The 17,963-nt window shown below is 62.5% G+C and carries 17 protein-coding genes; 15 read left to right on the top strand and 2 right to left on the bottom strand.

The window, feature by feature from the left end:
- The first annotated feature begins 214 nt into the window (after positions 1 to 214).
- From F3J17_RS25385 to F3J17_RS25315, 15 genes are all read left to right on the top strand, one after another.
- Complete coding sequence (locus F3J17_RS25385) at positions 215 to 1,210, top strand: succinylglutamate desuccinylase/aspartoacylase family protein (RefSeq protein ID WP_167065552.1); 996 nt, start codon at positions 215 to 217, stop codon at positions 1,208 to 1,210.
- Positions 1,211 to 1,439: 229 nt separating this feature from the next.
- Complete coding sequence (locus F3J17_RS25380) at positions 1,440 to 1,991, top strand: GNAT family N-acetyltransferase (RefSeq protein WP_167065549.1); 552 nt, start codon at positions 1,440 to 1,442, stop codon at positions 1,989 to 1,991.
- A gap of 62 nt (positions 1,992 to 2,053) precedes the next feature.
- On the top strand, positions 2,054 to 2,983 hold the full coding sequence (locus F3J17_RS25375) for an ABC transporter substrate-binding protein (RefSeq protein ID WP_167065546.1): 930 nt from the start codon (positions 2,054 to 2,056) through the stop codon (positions 2,981 to 2,983).
- Positions 2,984 to 3,063: 80 nt separating this feature from the next.
- A complete protein-coding gene (locus F3J17_RS25370; RefSeq protein ID WP_167065544.1) occupies positions 3,064 to 3,759 on the top strand; it encodes an energy transducer TonB in 696 nt (231 codons plus the stop codon).
- A gap of 19 nt (positions 3,760 to 3,778) precedes the next feature.
- Positions 3,779 to 4,582, top strand: coding sequence for a MotA/TolQ/ExbB proton channel family protein (locus tag F3J17_RS25365; protein WP_167065541.1), 804 nt, complete (start codon positions 3,779 to 3,781; stop codon positions 4,580 to 4,582).
- 11 nt (positions 4,583 to 4,593) lie between these two features.
- Positions 4,594 to 5,019: a biopolymer transporter ExbD gene (locus F3J17_RS25360; protein WP_167065538.1), complete on the top strand. Its 426-nt coding sequence runs from the start codon at positions 4,594 to 4,596 to the stop codon at positions 5,017 to 5,019.
- Positions 5,020 to 5,076: 57 nt separating this feature from the next.
- Positions 5,077 to 5,493, top strand: coding sequence for a biopolymer transporter ExbD (locus tag F3J17_RS25355; RefSeq protein ID WP_167065535.1), 417 nt, complete (start codon positions 5,077 to 5,079; stop codon positions 5,491 to 5,493).
- 111 nt (positions 5,494 to 5,604) lie between these two features.
- Positions 5,605 to 8,079: a TonB-dependent receptor gene (locus F3J17_RS25350; protein WP_167065532.1), complete on the top strand. Its 2,475-nt coding sequence runs from the start codon at positions 5,605 to 5,607 to the stop codon at positions 8,077 to 8,079.
- A gap of 189 nt (positions 8,080 to 8,268) precedes the next feature.
- Positions 8,269 to 9,270 (top strand): LLM class flavin-dependent oxidoreductase, encoded by a 1,002-nt coding sequence (locus tag F3J17_RS25345; protein WP_167065529.1) that lies wholly within the window; start codon positions 8,269 to 8,271, stop codon positions 9,268 to 9,270.
- Positions 9,271 to 9,303: 33 nt separating this feature from the next.
- On the top strand, positions 9,304 to 10,635 hold the full coding sequence (locus tag F3J17_RS25340; protein WP_167065526.1) for an LLM class flavin-dependent oxidoreductase: 1,332 nt from the start codon (positions 9,304 to 9,306) through the stop codon (positions 10,633 to 10,635).
- 36 nt (positions 10,636 to 10,671) lie between these two features.
- Positions 10,672 to 12,447: an amino acid ABC transporter permease/ATP-binding protein gene (locus F3J17_RS25335; protein ID WP_167065523.1), complete on the top strand. Its 1,776-nt coding sequence runs from the start codon at positions 10,672 to 10,674 to the stop codon at positions 12,445 to 12,447.
- 34 nt (positions 12,448 to 12,481) lie between these two features.
- On the top strand, positions 12,482 to 13,426 hold the full coding sequence (locus F3J17_RS25330) for an ABC transporter substrate-binding protein (protein WP_345891250.1): 945 nt from the start codon (positions 12,482 to 12,484) through the stop codon (positions 13,424 to 13,426).
- 31 nt (positions 13,427 to 13,457) lie between these two features.
- Positions 13,458 to 14,507: an LLM class flavin-dependent oxidoreductase gene (locus F3J17_RS25325; RefSeq protein WP_167065517.1), complete on the top strand. Its 1,050-nt coding sequence runs from the start codon at positions 13,458 to 13,460 to the stop codon at positions 14,505 to 14,507.
- 52 nt (positions 14,508 to 14,559) lie between these two features.
- Entirely contained in the window at positions 14,560 to 14,904 is a 345-nt protein-coding gene (locus tag F3J17_RS25320) for a DUF3088 domain-containing protein (protein ID WP_167065515.1), read from the top strand.
- On the top strand, positions 14,904 to 15,413 hold the full coding sequence (locus tag F3J17_RS25315) for a GNAT family N-acetyltransferase (RefSeq protein WP_205194950.1): 510 nt from the start codon (positions 14,904 to 14,906) through the stop codon (positions 15,411 to 15,413). The genes F3J17_RS25320 and F3J17_RS25315 overlap by 1 nt, the downstream gene beginning before the upstream one ends.
- Positions 15,414 to 15,433: 20 nt before the next feature.
- On the opposite strand, the gene F3J17_RS25310 is transcribed toward F3J17_RS25315, so the two are convergent.
- The gene (locus F3J17_RS25310; RefSeq protein ID WP_167065511.1) at positions 15,434 to 16,132 is read right to left on the bottom strand and encodes a carboxymuconolactone decarboxylase family protein; all 699 of its coding nucleotides are present in this window, start codon (positions 16,130 to 16,132) and stop codon (positions 15,434 to 15,436) included.
- A gap of 225 nt (positions 16,133 to 16,357) precedes the next feature.
- On the bottom strand, positions 16,358 to 17,959 hold the full coding sequence (locus F3J17_RS25305) for an APC family permease (protein WP_167065509.1): 1,602 nt from the start codon (positions 17,957 to 17,959) through the stop codon (positions 16,358 to 16,360).
- Positions 17,960 to 17,963: the final 4 nt, after the last annotated feature.

Raw genomic sequence — 17,963 nt, 5'->3', positions numbered from 1 at the left:
TATAACAAGATGGAGCCCAGTCTAGTGAGCGGGCGTGGCGGCGTCAAAGAAGGATTTCTGCTATCGACCTTCCATCTCGCGCTTAGTGAAAGCGCAGCTTTCATATTCATTCGTGCAATGCTTGGTAGGCGCGGCGGTGCACATCGTCCAGAATGGCCCGGTTTAGCTATCGCGATGGGTAGCGCTAACGACTATCCCCTGAACAAGGAGCAGCATGGTCAACCCGATCCGCAGTGAAATCGATTTCGACGCCAACGGCCGCCATACCGGCTATCTGCGTCTGCCGCATTCGGTGCATCGTTCGGCTTATGGCTGGATTCCCATTCCGGTCGGGTCGATCCGCAATGGAGCCGGGCCCACGGTGCTTTTGATGGGCGGTAATCACGGCGATGAATACGAAGGGCAGATTCTCGTTTCGCAACTGCTGCGCGAAATCGAACCGCAGTGGGTGCAGGGCCAGATGATCTTCCTGCCGATGACGAATTTCCCGGCCGCCGATGCGGGGCTGCGCACATCGCCGCTCGATGGCGGCAATCTGAACCGTAGTTTTCCCGGCGATCCACACGGAGAGCCCACCGCTGTTATTGCGGATTACATTGAGCACACGCTGCTTTCACGTTCGCAATATCTACTCGATTTCCATTCGGGCGGCAGTTCGCTGATTTATCACGGTGCGAATATGCTGGCAATCGAGCCACGCGATGCAGAAGAAAACACCCGCTTGCGCAGCGCGCTGGCGGCCTTTGGCATGCCGCGCGCGTTTTTGCATCCAGAGAATCCGCTGCATTCGGCCAGCGCCGCGCGCCGCCAGGGCGCATTGTCGATCGTCACGGAACTGGGCGGGGCGGGCATCGTGCAAGCACGCTTGCTGCGCGAGGCGCGCGAAGGTGTGCTGCATCTGCTGGGCAAGATCGGCGTACTGAATGGGCCGCTCGTGCCCGCTGCGCCGCCGGGGGACACACGCTTCTACCGCGTCGCGGGTGCATCGCACTATGTCTACGCGTACGAGCGCGGCGTGTATGAACCGCTCGTGCAACTCGGTCAACGTGTAAGCGCGGGCGAGCCTGCTGCGCGCATCCACTTTCCCGATACGCCGCTGCGCGAACCGGTTACGGTAACTTTCAAAGCCGAAGGCGAAGTCGTATGCCAGCGCGCGATGGCGGCCGTGCAACGCGGCGATTGTCTTTTCCATCTGGCGCAACCCGTATAACCGTCAATGCAACGCCATCCAGTGCTAATCGAATGACGAAAAACATGTGGCATCGGATAGAAAAACCGCTTGTGTGAATATCTACGCAATCCATAAAACGGATTCGATAAAGATATTAGAAATGCTTGGTTAATCTGCATTCGTTGAAGGGCTAATCTTGTCGCAACTACAACGGTCGTCAAATTGACCGACGACGTTGCGATAACAGACCACTACGAATGCAACGACCATGAGCTACCGCATATTCGACACGTCGCCGCTCGACCCCGTCGCGCAGCCTTTGATCGACGCGCTGACGCAGGAATACGCCACGCGTTACCGCGCCTTTCGTCCTGATAGCGACGCATCGGCGGCCGCGGAACTGGCGCGCTATCCCGCCGAACTGTTTGCGCCGCCCGAAGGCGCGTTCATCGTCGTCGAGCGTGATGGCGAAACCGTCGGCGGCGGCGCATTCAAGCGTTACGACGCCTATACCGCCGAACTCAAGCGCATCTGGACGCGCGAAGACCAGCGCCGCCAGGGACTCGCACGGCGCGTGGTGGAAGAGCTCGAAGCACGCGCGCTGCGCCAGGGCTATCGGCGTGTGTATCTCACCACCGGTTTCAAGCAACCGGAAGCATGGGGCCTGTATATCGATTCGGGCTATACGCCGCTATTCGATCGTGCGATCGCGCCCGAAGTGCATGTGCATCTGCCGTTTGCCAAGGACCTCGTGAATCCGCGCGCTGTCGACACGCTCGAAGACCTGCGCCCGCGCGAGACGCTGGGCGCGCAGCACTGAACAAGCACTAAGCGCGCTTCACCGAGCGTTTCCTTATTTCCAGACCTGCCTGTATCGCCATCATGAAACTCAAATACACACTTGTTGCGCTTGCGGGCGCACTCACGCTGGGCGCAGCCAGCCTCGCACTGGCCGCGACGTCGTTCGACCTGAGCCCGGAACAGCATGGCCGTGTACGCGCCAGCGCCGATCCGGCCATTATCAAGACCGTGCCGGCGAACTTCAATTTCGTCGACAAGGACACGCTCACGATTGGCATCGTGCCCGCGCTGCCGCCGATCAGCACCTACGCCACGGATGCGAAAACGGTGGTGGGCTTCGACGTCGATCTGTCTCAGGTTGTGGCCGACAGCCTGGGCCGCAAGCTCAAGCTCGTGGTGCTCGCGTGGCCAGACTGGCCGCTCGCGCTGCAGTCGGGCAAGGTCGATGCCGTGGTCTCCAACGTGACCGTTACCGAAGAGCGCAAAGCGAAATTCGACTTTTCGACTTATCGCCGCGATGAAGTGGGTTTCTACGTGCGCAAGGACAGCCCGATCAAGTCGATCCGCGAGCCGAAGGACATCGCGGGCCTGCGCATCATCACCGATGCGGGCACCAATCAGGAGAAGGTGCTGCTCGAATGGGACAAGGAGAACGTGGCGCACGGTCTCAAACCGGTGAGCGTGCAGTACTACGACGACGATGCGGTGCGCACGCTCGCGCTGCAGTCGGGCCGCGCCGATGCGATCTTCAGCGTCAACGCCGTGCTCGCATGGCAGGCGGCGACGCAGGGCAAGACGCGGCTGGTCGGCACCGTGAGTGGCGGCTGGCCGCGTACCGCCGAAGTGGCGATCACCACGCGCAAGGGCAGCGGCCTGGCTGATCCGCTTACGCAGAGCCTCAATGAGCTGATTCGCGACGGCAAATACCGCCAGGTGCTGGATCGCTGGAATCTGGATTCGGAAGCGATCGAGCGCGCGGCCACCAATCCGCCGGGCCTGCCGAAGACCTGAGGCAGCATCCGCGTCGTACGGCTATCGATCGGCGCGGTTTACAAACAGTTTGCAGTCCATAGAAATAGAAGGAGCGCTTCATGTCGGACTCAGTGGTCGTCGCGGGGAAGTGGGCAGCGCGCCCGCGGCAATACGGGGCGCGCAAGCAGGGATCGGTGCGTCGCTACGCGGGTATCGCTATCGTGCTGCTGCTGCACGTGGTGTTTATCTGGGCCTTGCTCAACGGCCTTGCGAGCAAGGTAGTGCAGGTGATCCAGAAGCCCGTCGAAGTGCGGATTCTGGAAACCATCAAACCGCCGCCACCGCCGCCCATCCCTACGGTGAAGCTGCCGCCGCCCAAGCCCATCGCGCCGCCCAAACGTGTGGCGCCTTATGTGCCGAAGCCGGAGGTGCCGGTCGTCGCGCCGCCTGCGCCGACCATCACGCATCAATCGGAAACCCCGGCTCCGCCCGCGCCGCCTGCACCGGTTGCGCCGCCGGCTCCGCCCGCGCCCGCGAAACCCGTGAGTCACGAAGCCGGCGTGGTGTGCCCGAACTCGGACAAGGTACGCGCCGCGATGGTGTATCCGGAGGAAGCGCAGGACAACAACATCACCGGCGATGTGCTGATCTCGTTCGTGGTGGACGCGCAGGGCCATGTGACGGAAGAGAAGGTCGAAAAATCCGCCGACCCCTTGCTTGACCGCGCCGCCTTCAACACCGTCAAGAAGTTCAACTGCATCTCGCAGGGCCAGCCCGTGCGCGTGCAGGTGCCGTTTTCGTTCAACCTGAATTAAGCGTTTTTCTGGAGCAAACATGAAGAAGCAAACCCCTGCCGTGCGTTCCGCCGGCCTCGTTTCCGCTGTGGCTGGCGTGGTGACGCTCCTCGCATCGCCGCTCGTGTGGGCACAAAGCGCTCCGGGCGCCGCTGACGCCAATCCCTATGGCCTGGGCGCGCTGTGGGCCAACGGCGACTTCGTCGCGCGTTTCGTGCTGGTCGTGCTGGTGGTGATGTCGATGGGCAGCTGGTACATCATGATCACCAAGTTCGTCGAGCAGGCGCGCGCCGCCCGCCGCGCTAAATCGGCCGATGCGCAACTCTGGAACGCACCGTCGCTGGCCGTGGGCGTGGCCGACCTTGACGACAACTCGCCGTTCCGTTTCATCGCGGAGACGGGCATCGAAGCCGCCGAACATCACGACGAAGCGCTGCTCGAAGAAGTCGACCGCAACACGTGGATCCAGGTGTCGATCGACCGGGCCAGCTCCAGTGTGTCGAACCGTCTGCAGGACGGCCTCGCGTTTCTTGCCACGGTTGGCTCGACCGCGCCGTTCGTCGGGCTGTTCGGCACGGTCTGGGGCATCTATCACGCGCTCACGGCCATCGGTATCGCGGGCCAGGCGTCGATCGACAAGGTAGCCGGCCCGGTGGGCGAAGCGCTCATCATGACCGCCGTGGGTCTGGCCGTGGCCGTGCCCGCTGTGCTGGGCTACAACTTCCTCGTGCGCCGCAACAAGTCGCTGATGGAGCGCGTGCGCGGCTTTGGCGCGCAACTGCATACGGTGCTGCTCGCCGGGGGCCGCAAGCGCCCGGTGCGCGCGGTCGTCAACGCCCACTGAGCACCTGCGCCATGGCCATGAACGTAGCGCAGGACGGCGGCGAAGACGAAGTCATCGCCTCCATCAACACGACCCCGCTCGTGGACGTGATGCTGGTCTTGCTGATCATCTTCCTCATCACGATCCCGGTGGTCACGCATACCGTGCCGGTGCAATTGCCGAAGGAGACCGTCAATCCGCTGCAAACGAAGCCGGACAGCATCGAAATTGCCGTGGATAAGGACGGTGACCTGTTCTGGAACGAGAAGCGCGTGGATGTGGGAACGTTGCTCACGCAACTGAAAAGCATTTCTCAGCGCGACCCGCAACCCGAAGTGCATGTGCGCGGCGATCAGGCCACGCGCTACGAATACATCGCGCGCGTGGTGAGCACCTGTGAGCGGGCCGGGATCGCCAAGGTTTCGTTCATTACACAGCCGCCCGCGCGCGGCGGCTAAGCGGCTGTATCGGTCTAAAAAGCAGGCCAAAACCTGCTCAAACAAGGAGTCAAGACGATGGCGATGAACGTCCCATCGGGCAACGACGAGCCGGACGTGATGGTGGATATCAACACCACTCCGCTCATCGACGTGATGCTGGTGCTGCTGATCATGCTCATCATCACGATCCCGATCCAGATGCACGCGGTCAAGATGAATCTGCCGGTGGACAGCCCGCCGCCGCCCGCCACGCCGCCGCCGGTGGTGCAGATCGATATCGGCCCGAGCGGCGCGCTGCAGTGGAACGGCGCACCGCTCGCAGCAGGTGCGGATCTGGAGCACCACATGGCCGAAGTTGCGGCCCAGGCGGATCAGCCGGAGATTCATCTTTCGCCGGATAAGGCCGCGCCTTATAGCGCGGTGGCACAGGTGATGGCGGCCGCACAGCGCGAAGGCGCAACGAAGATAGGGCTGGTGGGCAACGAACCTTGAGTGCGCATCCGGGAACGGGCGCCGACGTTCCCGGATTTCGCTAGAAGTCGCGAGTAGCGGGGATGTTGGCGCGTAAGAAAAAAGTAGTCATCAAATTAATAAGTTGTTCGAATGAAAACGAAAAACAATATTCATGCTTCGGGTTTTGGGTCGGCGAGAACAGCACTAAGCGCGCGACATGCGCCACGCCTGCGTCGTACGACGCTTTCCGCTGCGGTGCTGGCGCTGGCCTGCAACGGCGCGGTCTGGGCTCAGGAAGCGGCGGCCCCGGCGGTCGGTGCAAGCAGCAGTGCCGCCAACAACACCGTGCAGCAAGACACCGTCGTGGTCACTGGCAGTCGGACGGAAACGAAGGCGAGCAAGAGCCTGACGCCTGTCGATGTCATCAGCGGTCAACAGTTGCGCTCGACTGGCCAAACCAATCTGCGCGACGCGCTCGTGCAACTTTCGCCTTCGATCGGTCACGAGACCTACGCGGGCGACGCGGCCATGCTCACCAACACGCTTTCGCTGCACGGCTTGAGCCCCGATCACGTGCTGGTGCTCGTGAACGGCAAGCGTCGCCACACCACGGCGAATATCTCGCTCGACGGCGGGTTGAACCAGGGCGCGACGGGTGTCGATGTGGACACGATTCCCATCGCGCTGATCGATCACATCGAAATCCTGCGTGACGGCGCCGCGGCGCAATATGGCTCCGACGCCATCGCAGGCGTCATCAACATCATTCTCAAGCGCGCCTCGCACGGCGGCGAAGTGACGTCGACGACGGGCCAGACTTACGCGGGCGATGGCCTGAAAAACGCGGAATCGGCGAATATCGGCTTCAATCTGGGCGATAAAGGCTTTCTCGATCTGAGCGCGGAATACGCACGCCAGAACCATACTGTGCGCACCGGCCCCGACGATTATTTCGGCAGCTTCCCGCAAGGGCAGGGCTATTACAACCGCATGCTCGGCGATCCGTCTGCCACGCGCGAATCGGTGGGTTTCAACGCGGGCTATTACCTGGGCGATAACGTCGAGTTGTATGGCTTCGGCACCTATGCGCACCGCAATGCGAGCGCGTACCAGAACTATCGTCCGCCTTCAGTGCTGCCGTCGATCTATCCGAACGGCTTCACGCCGCAGGAAACCGTCAACGAGAACGACTACTCGATCACGGCGGGCATCAAGGGCGACAATCTGTTCGGCTGGTCGTGGGACTTGAGCACGACCTACGGCGGCGACCATGACAACATGGGCATGGTCGATTCCGCCAACACCGGCCTGTACGCGGCGCAAGGCTTCACGCCCACGACGTTCCACCTGGCGACCGTGAGCAATACCCAGCTCACTAACAACCTGGACTTCTCGCGCGCCTTCAATCTGCCGCTGCTGGCCGGACCGCTGCACGTGTCGTTCGGCGTGGAGGAGCGACGCGAAACCTATACCGTTGGCGCGGGCGATCTGTATTCGTACCTCGATGGCGGCGCGCAGGCGCTCCCGGGCCTCGCGCCCGTGAGCGCGAGCGACAACTCGCGCAATGTCTTCGGCACCTATATCGATCTGGCGACGAAGATTACGCAGAAGTGGCAGATCGATCTTTCTGGCCGTTACGAACACTACAACGACGTGGGCGACACCACCAACGGCAAGATCTCGACGCGTTACGACTTCACGCCTCGCTTCGCCATTCGCGGCAGCGTAAGCACGGGTTTCCGCGCGCCGTCGCTCGCCGAGGAGTACTACACGAATGTGAACGTGTCGCCTGCTTCAGCGCAAGGTTTGCTGGCCGCGAATTCGGCGGCGGCGCGGCTGATTGGCGCGCAATCGCTCAAGCCGGAGGAGTCGACCAACTATAACGTTGGCTTCGTGCTGCAGCCGGCCGATAACCTGCACCTCACGCTCGATGCGTACCAGATCGATATCCGCAATCGCATCGTGATGGGCGGTACGGCAGCAGGCGCGGATGCGCTGGCTGCGATCGAGGCGGCGGGATTGTCGGTGCCCAGTTCGGTGCCGCTTTCGGCGGTGTCGGCCAGCTATTTCACCAACGGCGCAAGCACGCGCACGCGCGGCATCGATCTGACCGGCACGTATCACACGGGCTTCGGCAGCTTCGGGCAGGTGGACTGGGATCTGGGCGTGAACCTGAACACGACTTCCGTGCGCGATGTGGCGAAAAACGCCAATGGAACAGCGGCGCTCAATGCGCAACAGATCGGCTGGCTGACCACCTCGACGCCGAAGAACAAGATCATCATCGGCGGCACCTGGCACCGCGACAAGTGGGCGGTGAGCCTGCATGAAACGCGCTACGGCTCCACCTCCAGCGAACTGACCTATATCGTCGGGCCGAATGCATTTTCGACCACGCAGTTCCAGCACGTCGAAAACGCCGCGCGTTACGTCACCGATGTGGAAGTGCGCTACGACGTCACGAAGAAATTCCAGATCGCGGTGGGCGCGAACAATCTGTTCGACGTCTATCCGTCGAAGATTCCTTACGTGAATCAGCTCGAAGGCGTGCAGTACGACGGCTACGCTTCGAATATCGGGGTGAACGGCGGTTTTTATTATCTGCGCGCGCGTTATCAGTTTTAATTCGATTCAAAACCGGCTCTAAACATTCGTGCGCCCGCACAGATATGCATAGCAGAAATTGCTCGTACGCTCCGGCGCATTGCGTCGACATAATGTCTGGAGCGTATCGAGCGGTCTGCCAATACACCCACTCGTCACCGCTTAAAACCGTTCGACCTGTGCGCAATGAGCGCATGGGGAAGGAGTGATATGGTCTGGTCTCTTTCCATTCTCGACAAAAGCCCAATCGCCGAAGGCGCGAGCGCACATGATGCACTGCGCTTCACGATTCGCCTGGCGCAACGCGCGGAAGCCCTTGGTTACCAGCGTTTCTGGATCGCCGAGCATCATGGCGCGCCGGGTCTCGCGAGTTCCGCGCCTGAAATCGTGGTCTCGCATCTGCTTGCGCATACTTCGCGTATTCGCGTGGGTTCCGGCGGCGTAATGCTGCAGCATTACAGCCCGTTCAAGGTAGCCGAATCGTTCCGCGTGCTCGCATCGCTCGCGCCTGGCCGCGTGGATCTGGGCGTGGGCAAGGCGCCGGGCGGCCTGCCGCTCACCACGCGCGCACTGCAATGGTTCCATGACAAGGCGAAAAAGCCTGATTTTGCGGGGCAACTCGCAGAACTGGACGCCTTCCTCAAATGGGGAGTCCCCGAAGATCACGCGCTGGCCGGTGCCGTGGCGCTGCCAGTGCCGCCCGAAGCACCGCAGCGCGTGCTGCTGGGCGGCAGCCCGGATAGCGCGCGCCTTGCCGCAAAGCACGGCTGGGACTTCTGCTACGCCGGCCATTTCAACGGCGACGAAGCCAATATTGCGCGCTCGATTGACGCCTACCGCGAACTCACGGGCCGCGCACCGTTGCTTGCGCTATTCGCGTTCGCCGCCGCCACACGCGAAGCAGCACGCGCCCAGGTTGGGGCGCTGCGCATCTTCAAGCTGCAACTCGCCACGGGGCAGAGCGTCAATCTGCCCAGCCCCGAGGCCGCGGCGGAATTCGCGCGCCAGACCGGTGTTTCCGAATATCGGCTCGACGAATTGCATCCCCATGTGATCGCAGGGACGGCCGACGACGTACGTGCGGAACTCGACGCCTTGCACACGCGCTTTGGCGTGGAAGAGTTTGTGATCGATACGCCAGTTGCGGATTACGCGCTGCGCCTCGATTCGGTCGAGCGTCTCGCACCGCTCAAACAGGACGCCCGTGTCTGACCACCCGCATCCCCACTATTGAAGGAATCCGAAATGACTGACCAGGCAAAACGTAATCTCACCTTCGGCATCATGCTGCATGGCGCGGGCGGCCACATGAACGCGTGGAAGCATCCGGGCGGCCCGGCCGATGCGAGCGTCAATATCGATTTCGTCACCGGCATCGCGCAGAAGGCGGAAGCCAATGGCGTGGCCTTCGCGTTCGTCGCGGACGGTCTCTATATCAACGACAAGTCGATCCCGCACTTCCTCAACCGCTTCGAGCCGATTTCGGTGCTCTCGGCGCTGGCCACGGCGACGACCAAGATCGGCCTCGCCGGTACGCTGTCCACTTCGTACAGCCATCCTTTCACGGTGGCGCGCCAGTTCGCGTCGCTCGACCTGATTAGCGGCGGGCGCGCGGGCTGGAATGTGGTGACATCGCCGCTCGAAGGATCGGCGAAAAACTATGGCGGCGAGCATCCGGATCACGAATTGCGCTACGAAATCGCCGACGAATATCTGGACGTCGTGCAAGGCCTCTGGGATAGCTGGGACGACGACGCCTTCGTGCGCGACCGCGAGAGCGGCCGCTTTTTCGAGCGCGACAAACTGCATACGCTCGATCACAAGGGCCGCTTCTTCGAAGTGGCGGGGCCGCTCAATATCCAGCGCTCCCCGCAAGGTCAGCCGGTGATTTTCCAGGCAGGCTCGTCCGATTCGGGCATCGACCTGGCCGGCAAATACGCCGATGCCGTGTTCACGCATTCGCCCTCACTGGAAGAAACCCGCGAGTTCGCCGAGCGCGTGCGCGCGAGCGCCGTCGCGCATGGCCGCGCGGCTTCTGACGTGAAGATCTTCCCCGGCATTGGGCCAATCGTCGGCACCACGAAGGAAGAGGCCGAAGAAAAGTATCGCGCGATTCGCGACCTCATCAGCATCGAAGACGCGCTCGCCTATCTGGGCCGCTTCTTCGAACATCACGACTTCTCGCAATATCCGCTTGACGAGCCGTTCCCCGAACTGGGCGATCTTGGCACCAACAGCTTCCGCTCGACCACGGACCGTATCAAGAGCGAAGCACGCCGCAACGGCGCGACGCTGCGCGAAGTGGCGCTGGAAGTGACCACGCCGAAGACGCAGTTCCTTGGCACCGGCGAGCAGATCGCCGAAGAACTGATTCGCTGGATCGACGCGGGCGCTGCGGACGGCTTCATTCTGGGCTTCCCGGTGCAAGCCGAAGGCCTCGACGACTTCGTCAAGCACGTCATTCCGGTGCTCGAAGCACGGGGGCGCTACAGCCGTCGCCTGAGTGGCGACACGCTGCGCGACCACCTCGGACTGCCGCGACGCGAGAGCCGTTACGCGCTCGCCAAAGCCCAGTGACGCCATGAACGCCGAATCGAGCAGGAACATCGAACCATGAGCGACACGACCCACATCGCCGTCCCTTCGTCCGCGCGCGGCGGTAACGCCGCGCACGATGTCAACGATTACGCACATTTTCGCGTCGTGCCGGCGCGGCATCGCGCGCGCACTGCGGGCACCGTGCTCGCAATCGCGTTGATTGCGCTGGTGCTGCATTCCGTGCTAGGCAACCCGCGCTGGGAATGGAGCGTTTTTGCGCAATGGTTCTTCGCGGAACCGATCCTCGAAGGGCTGTCGCGCACCTTGCTGTTGACTCTTGTGGGCGCGGTGATCGGCTTTGCGCTGGCTGTGCCGATTGCGCTGGCGCGGCTTTCGCGTTCGCCGCTGCTGGCGGCGTGCGCGTGGGCGTTCGTCTGGCTGTTCCGCTCGATTCCGCCGATTGTGCTGTTGCTGCTGCTGAACAATCTGGGCTATCTCTACGAGACGGTATGGATTGGCGTGCCGTTCACGCATCTCACGTTCTATAACGGCCCGACCACGGATCTCATCAGCCCGTTCCTGGCGGCGGTGGTGGGGCTGTCGCTCAATCACGCGGCGTTTGCCGCAGAGGCGTTTCGCGGCGGCATTCTCTCGGTCGATCAAGGCCAGCGCGAAGCCGCTGCTGCGTTAGGCCTTCCGCATGCCCGTCAGGCCTGGCGCATCGTCTTGCCGCAAGCGATGCGCGCGGTGTTGCCGACGGCCTTCAACGATGTGATCGGGCTGGCGAAGGGCACGTCGGTGGTCTACATCCTCGCCATGCCGGACCTGTTTTATACCGTGCAGATCGTTTATCACCGCAATCTGGAAGTGATTCCGCTGCTGATGGTGGCGACCATCTGGTATCTGGTGATTCTCACGGTGCTTTCCGCGATTCAGGTGCATATCGAGCGCCACTATGCGCGCGGCGCAACGCGCTCGCAGCCGCAGCGCCCGGTGCTGGTGTCGTTGTTGCTCAAACCGTTCCAGCGCTCGAAGAACACATCGGCAGAGCAGGCCGCGCCGATCGGCGACGCGGGCTGGGCCCAGCGTCGCAACGGCGGTCGTGTAGGTATCCATAATGTTTCGAAGAGCTTCGGAACGCTCAAGGTGCTCGACAATGTTTCGCTCACGGTGCCGTCTGGCAGCGTGACGGTGATTCTCGGCCAATCCGGCTCGGGCAAATCGACCCTGCTGCGCTCGATCAATCACCTCGAAAGCGTCGACGACGGCTTTATCGATATCGATGGCGAACTCGTTGGCTATCGCCGCGAAGGCCGTACGCTGTATGAACTGAAGGAAAAAGACATTCTGCGTCATCGTGCCGAAGTGGGCATGGTGTTCCAGAACTTCAACCTGTTCCCGCATCTGAGCGTGCTCGACAATATCACCGAAGCGCCGATTGCCGCTGGTGTACCGCGTGCCCAGGCGCAGGCCGAAGCGCGTGCGCTGCTCGCCCGTGTGGGTCTCGCGGGCAAGGCCGATGCGTGGCCGCGCCAGCTTTCCGGTGGCCAGCAGCAGCGCGTGGCGATCGCGCGTGCGCTTGCGCTCAAGCCCAAGGTGCTGCTGTTCGACGAACCGACTTCGGCACTCGACCCGGAACTCGTCAATGAGGTGCTCGATGTGATTCGCCAGTTGGCGCGATCGGGCACGACGCTGGTGATCGTTACGCATGAAATCGGCTTCGCGCGTGAAGTGGCGGACACCATCGTCTTCATGGATGGCGGGCGCGTGGTTGAAGCGGGGCCGCCTGCCCAGGTGCTCGGCAACCCGTCCCACTCGCGCACGCGTGAATTCCTTTCCAAGGTGCTCTGATATGAAGCCAGACGAATTCGTTGCGAGCGCAAATATTCCGGAAAGACGCGATTTCCTGCTGAAACTCGCGGCCTTGGGCGCAGCACCGCTCGTGTTTCCCGTGCGGCGAGCGCAAGCCGCTTCGGTCGCCGATTTCGATTTCAGTCCGCAGCAACGTGGTCGCCCGCGTGCGCAGCACGACGCAGAAGCGCAACGCGCGGTCGCGGGTTACCGTTTCGTCACGCCTGGCACGCTGACCGTGGCGGTCGCGCCATTCGCCCCGCCGATTGCGACTTATGCCACGGACGCGCGCAGTATCGTCGGCGCGGATCCCGACTACGCACAACTGCTGGCCGACGCGCTAGGCCTGAGCATCAACTTCGTACCCGTTGCGTGGGCCGACTGGCCGTTGGGCCTCACGAGCGGTAAATACGACGCAGTGATTTCCAACGTCGGCGTGACCGAGGCGCGCAAGCGCAAGTTCGATTTCACGACCTACCGGTTGGGGCTGCACGCGTTTTACGTGGGCTCGAACAGCCGCATCCAGTCGATCCGTGAGCCGAAGGACATCGCTGGCCTGCGCGTCATTACGGGCTCGGGCACGATCCAGGAACGCATCCTGATCGAATGGAATCGCCGCAACGTAGCGCAGGGTTTGAAGGCTGCGCAATGGCTTTATTTCGACGATAGCGCGTCTTCCCGCCTTGCGCTGGTCTCGGGCCGTGCCGACGCCGAACTGAATCCCGACGCGCCGCTCGCCTACGAGGCCGCCACGCAGGGCGGCATCCGCAAGGTCGGCACCGTCAACGCGGGCTGGCCGTACAACGCGGACGTGGCCGTCGCCACGCGCAAGGACAGCGGCCTCGCGCCCGCGCTCACGCTGGCGACCAACAAGCTGATCCAGAGCGGCCAATATCGCGCGGCACTGGCGCGATGGGCCATCGAATCCGAAGCAGTCGACCGCGCCGAAACCAATCCGCCGGGTCTGCGCGACGCCTGACACCTTCCACTCTCTTTCAAACAACGAACGTATGTGCGCAGCTCATATCGATCACATCGCCTTTCTCACGCCGGCCAATTATCGCGATGATGCGCCGCGCGCGGGCATCGAAGCCGCGCTCGAACTGTTTCAGACCGGCGAGTCGCTGGGTTACGACAGCGCCTGGGTGCGTCAGCGCCATCTCGAACACGCGGTATCGTCGGCGGCGACTTTTCTTGCGGCGGCGAGCCAGCGCACCACGCGCATTGGCCTGGGCGCTGCGGTTATCCAGATGGGTTACGAAAATCCTTTCCGACTCGCCGAGGATCTTGCGAGCGTGGATGTGCTTTCGGGCGGCCGGCTCAACGTGGGTCTGAGCGCGGGCGCGCCAGGGCACGGTGGCTTGCTGGGCGAACGCCTGTTCGACACCGATCCCGCGCAGATCGACTTTACTCATGCGCGCGTCGAGCGCTTGCGCCGCAATCTGAGCGGCGAGTGGCTGGGCGATGAGGAGAGCTTCGTCGAATCGGCGGCTGGACGCGTGCGCCCGCGCATCACGCCGCATGCGCCGGGCCTTGCCGCGCGGCTCTGGTATGGCGGCGGCTCTCAGCGTTCGGTCGAATGGGCCGCGCGTAATGGCTTCAATCTGCTAATCGGCAATATCACGACGGGCGAGGGCACCGACGATTACCGCGAGGCCCAATTGCGTCAACTGGAGAGTTATCGCCAGCATTGGAGTGGCGCACAGCCGCCGCGCGTGGCGCTTGGCCGTGTGATCGTGCCGTTCGACAGCGCCGATGCCGACACGCGCGAGCGCTATCGCGCGTTCGCGGCGGGCCGCCACGAGCGCACGCTCGCGCCGCGCGGCGAGCGGCGCACGGTTTTCGTGCCGGATATCGTCGGTACGTCAGAGGAAATCATCGCGCAATTGCAGGCTGATCCGGTGCTTGCGCAGGTGCGCGAACTGCGGCTGGAGTTGCCCTACGATCTGCCGTTCGAGAACTATCGGCAGATTCTTGAGGACTTCGTCACGCGGATTGCGCCTGCATTGCAGTGGCATCCGTCGGTACAAACGAATCCGCCCGCGCAGATTGCGGCCTGATGAGTTAGCCAGAAATAAATCGTTATCCTGACAAAAAAAGGAGTTGCTCGACATGAGCCAGGACTTGTTGCTGTTGCTGGAACCCGCTTTCACCGATCCGAAGCACCCGGGCGAACAGTTCGTCTGCCCGCACGGACTTTCCATCGAAGGCTTGCTGGCGAGCGATCCCGCGCGTGCGGCGAGGCTCGAAGTGAAGCGTGTTGGATTCGCACGTCCGCGTCCCGATGTGATTGCGGCGCTGGATGAAGCGCATCAAGGTTTGCCCGCGCTCGTGCTGGGCGACGAACATCCGCTGCCCGACGACGCGCTGGCGCTGGGCGACAAACGCTTCGTTACCGACCCGAAGCGCATTCTCGCCTTGCTGGCTGAACGCCACGGCTTTCCGAAGGTGCATTGATGGCGCACGAGGCGTTTGTCTACGTCCCGGTGCGAGACCCGCGTGCGCAGCCCTTGTTCGCCGAGCTTGCCGAGGAGTATCGCAGCCGCTATGCGGATGTGATTGCCGCGGAAGATCTCGAACGCGAAATGACGCGCTATCCCGATGAGGATTTCCTGCCGCCGCGCGGGGCCTTCGTGCTGTTGCTGCGCGATGGCGTGGCGATAGCGGGCGGGGCGTTCATGCCGCATAAGGAGGCTGGCACGGCGGAATTCAAACGCATCTGGGCCAGCCGTCATGAGCGCCGCCAGGGGCTCGCGCGCCGCGTGCTGGTGGAACTGGAAGCGCAGGCGGCGCGCCAGGGTTATACGCGGGTGTTTCTGGGCACCGGGCCGCGCCAGCCCGAAGCGGTGGGCTTGTACACCACAAGCGGATACACGCTGCTTTCGGCGCACGACTTCGGCGATGTGCATCCGCCTGGCTATCACTTCGAAAAGCTGCTGCCTGTGCTGCAGGAAGCCCAGGCATAACGTTCGCCTCGCGCGTCGCGTTAGCCGACGCGCTTGCTGAACACCTCCTTGAATACCGGCATCGCCGAAAACGCCATCGGCCAGCCTGCGTAGAACGCGAGCTGCGTGAGCGCTTCGGCGGCTTCTTCCTGGGTCAAGCCGTTGTCCATCGCACGATTGAGGTGATACGGAATCTGTGCGCTCTGGCCATTGGCGACCAACGCACTCACCGTGACGAGGCTGCGATCGCGCGGCGCGAGATCCGGGCGCAGCCAGAGATCGCGGAACAGCGCTTCGGTGGTGTAGTGGAGCACGCCCGGCGCGGTCGCGCCGAAATTCTCCTCGACCAGTTTGACGCGCTGAGCTTCTGCCGCTTCGTTGAGCGGCAGCGCATCCACGTCGGCGTGCGGCAATTGATCCGCGCCAATGCCGCGTTCCTCGAATGCCTCGCCGACGATAGCCGTAGCCGCCGTCGCGGTGCCCCAGCCCGAGTAAAACGCCAGGTGCGTGACGATCTCCGAAAGCTCGGCGGGCGTCACGCCGTGATCGAGCGCGAGTCGCACCTGAAACGGCAGTTCGGCGGTGTGATGACGCGCGATGAGCGCCGAAACCGTCACGATGCTGCGGTCGCGCGGCGAAAGCGGCGCGCGCTTCCATACACCGTCGAGCACCGTGTCCGTTGTGTAGCGGGCGAGCGCGGGCGAGACGGCTTGCGTAGCGTTGAAAGTGGTCATCGGCATGATTCGGAATCCTGTGTTTGTGCGGAGCGTGCGGTAGACGTAATAGACGTTTGAGACGTAAAGCAAACGGGATGGCCATTGGCATGAAGCCGGCCATCCCGTCTTTGTACTTCAACGATTACGTCATTACCGCTTTCGACTCTAGCACCGCGCAGGCGCCCGATTAAGGTGCTGCGGCTGCATGCCCTTATCGATGTGATTCATGAATCGATGCCGCGCACGCCTTTAAACTTTGGCTTCGGTGGGCAGCGCTTCATATTCCGCGTGGCTTTCGCGCTCCGCCAGATACGGCGTGCGGTAGCCCGAGTTCACGCCCCAGAAGTAGAAGCCCAGCGAGAAGGCCGCCACCACCAGCATGTCCCAGCCGTAAGGGATCAGATCGTAGCCGCCAAACTGCTTGCTGCCGATCAGCGAGAGCACCGCCATCACCGGCAGGTAGGCGCACAGCCACCATGCGGCCTTCAGATCGCGGCCCCAGCCTGCCCAGCCTTCCTTGCCCTGAAAGTAGAAATAGACCGGCAGCGCAACAACCATCAGCAGAATGATTTCGCCCGTCAGCGGCCATTTGGCCCAGTACAGGATCATCGATGCGCAGACGAAGGCGAACGGTGCGATGACCTTCATGAACGGCACGGTCAGTGGGCGCTCGATGTCCGTTGCAGCGCGCTTCAGGGCCATCAGGCTGATCGGGCCCGTGAGGTACGAGATCACGGTTGCCACCGAAATCACCGCCGCCAGCGAACTCCAGCCGCGGAAGAAGAACATGAAGATGAACGACACCGCCAGGTTGAACCACATTGCCTGACGCGGCACGCCGTAGAACGGGTGCACGTTGCCAAACATCGCCGGCATCGTGTTGTTGCGCTCCATCGCGTAGATCATGCGCGAGGTCGTTGCCATGTAGGTCGTGCCAGTGCCGCTCGGGCTCACGAATGCATCGACATACAGCAGGATCGCCAGCCAGTTCAGGTTCAGCGCGATCGCGAGTTCCGCAAACGGCGACTTGAAGTTGAAGGTATTCCAGCCCTTCATGACATCCGAAGGCTCGACCGCGCCGATATACGCCACCTGCAGCAGCACATAAATCACGAGCGCACACAGGATCGAGCCGATCACCGCAAACGGCACGCTCTTCGACGGATTACGCGCTTCGCCTGCGAGGTTGATCGGGCTCTGGAAGCCGTTGAACGCAAACACGATGCCGCTGGTTGCGACCGCCGTGAACACTGCCGACCAGCCATACGGCGCAAACGTGCTGGCTTCGCCGAAGTTTTCGTGGTGGAAGCCCGTTGCCATCAGGCCGGCGATCGTCAGACCCGGGATGATGAACTTGAAGATCGTGATGGCGCTATTGGCGCGTGCGAACACTTTCACGCCCCAGTAGTTCAGCATGAAATAGACGATCACGAGCAGCGCGGAAAGGAACAGCCCGGAGTGTGTCAATGAGCCATCGACGAACAGTGCATGCGCCCACGGATAGGGCCAGGTGCTCATGTACTGGATAGAGGCTTCGGCTTCGATAGGAATCACCGAAACAATGGCGATCCAGTTCGCCCATGCGCTGATAAAACCGACCAGCGCACCATGCGAGTAACGGGCATAGCGGACCATGCCGCCCGATTCCGGGAACATCGCGCCGAGTTCGGCATAGGTGAGCGCAATCGCCAGAATCACCACGGCGCCGATGATCCAGGCACACACCGCGGCAGGACCGGCGATCTTGGCCGCCTTCCATGCGCCAAACAGCCAGCCGGAGCCGATGATCGACCCAAGGCCGGTAAACATCAGTGCGAACGGGCCAATATGTCGTTTTACAGAACTGCTCACGTCA

Origin of the sequence: Burkholderia sp. Ax-1719, from assembly GCF_011753055.1 — a bacterium.
Taxonomy (GTDB): Bacteria; Pseudomonadota; Gammaproteobacteria; order Burkholderiales; family Burkholderiaceae; genus Paraburkholderia.
Note: the sequence above shows the minus strand (reverse complement) of the source record. Positions and strands in the feature narration are given on the sequence as shown.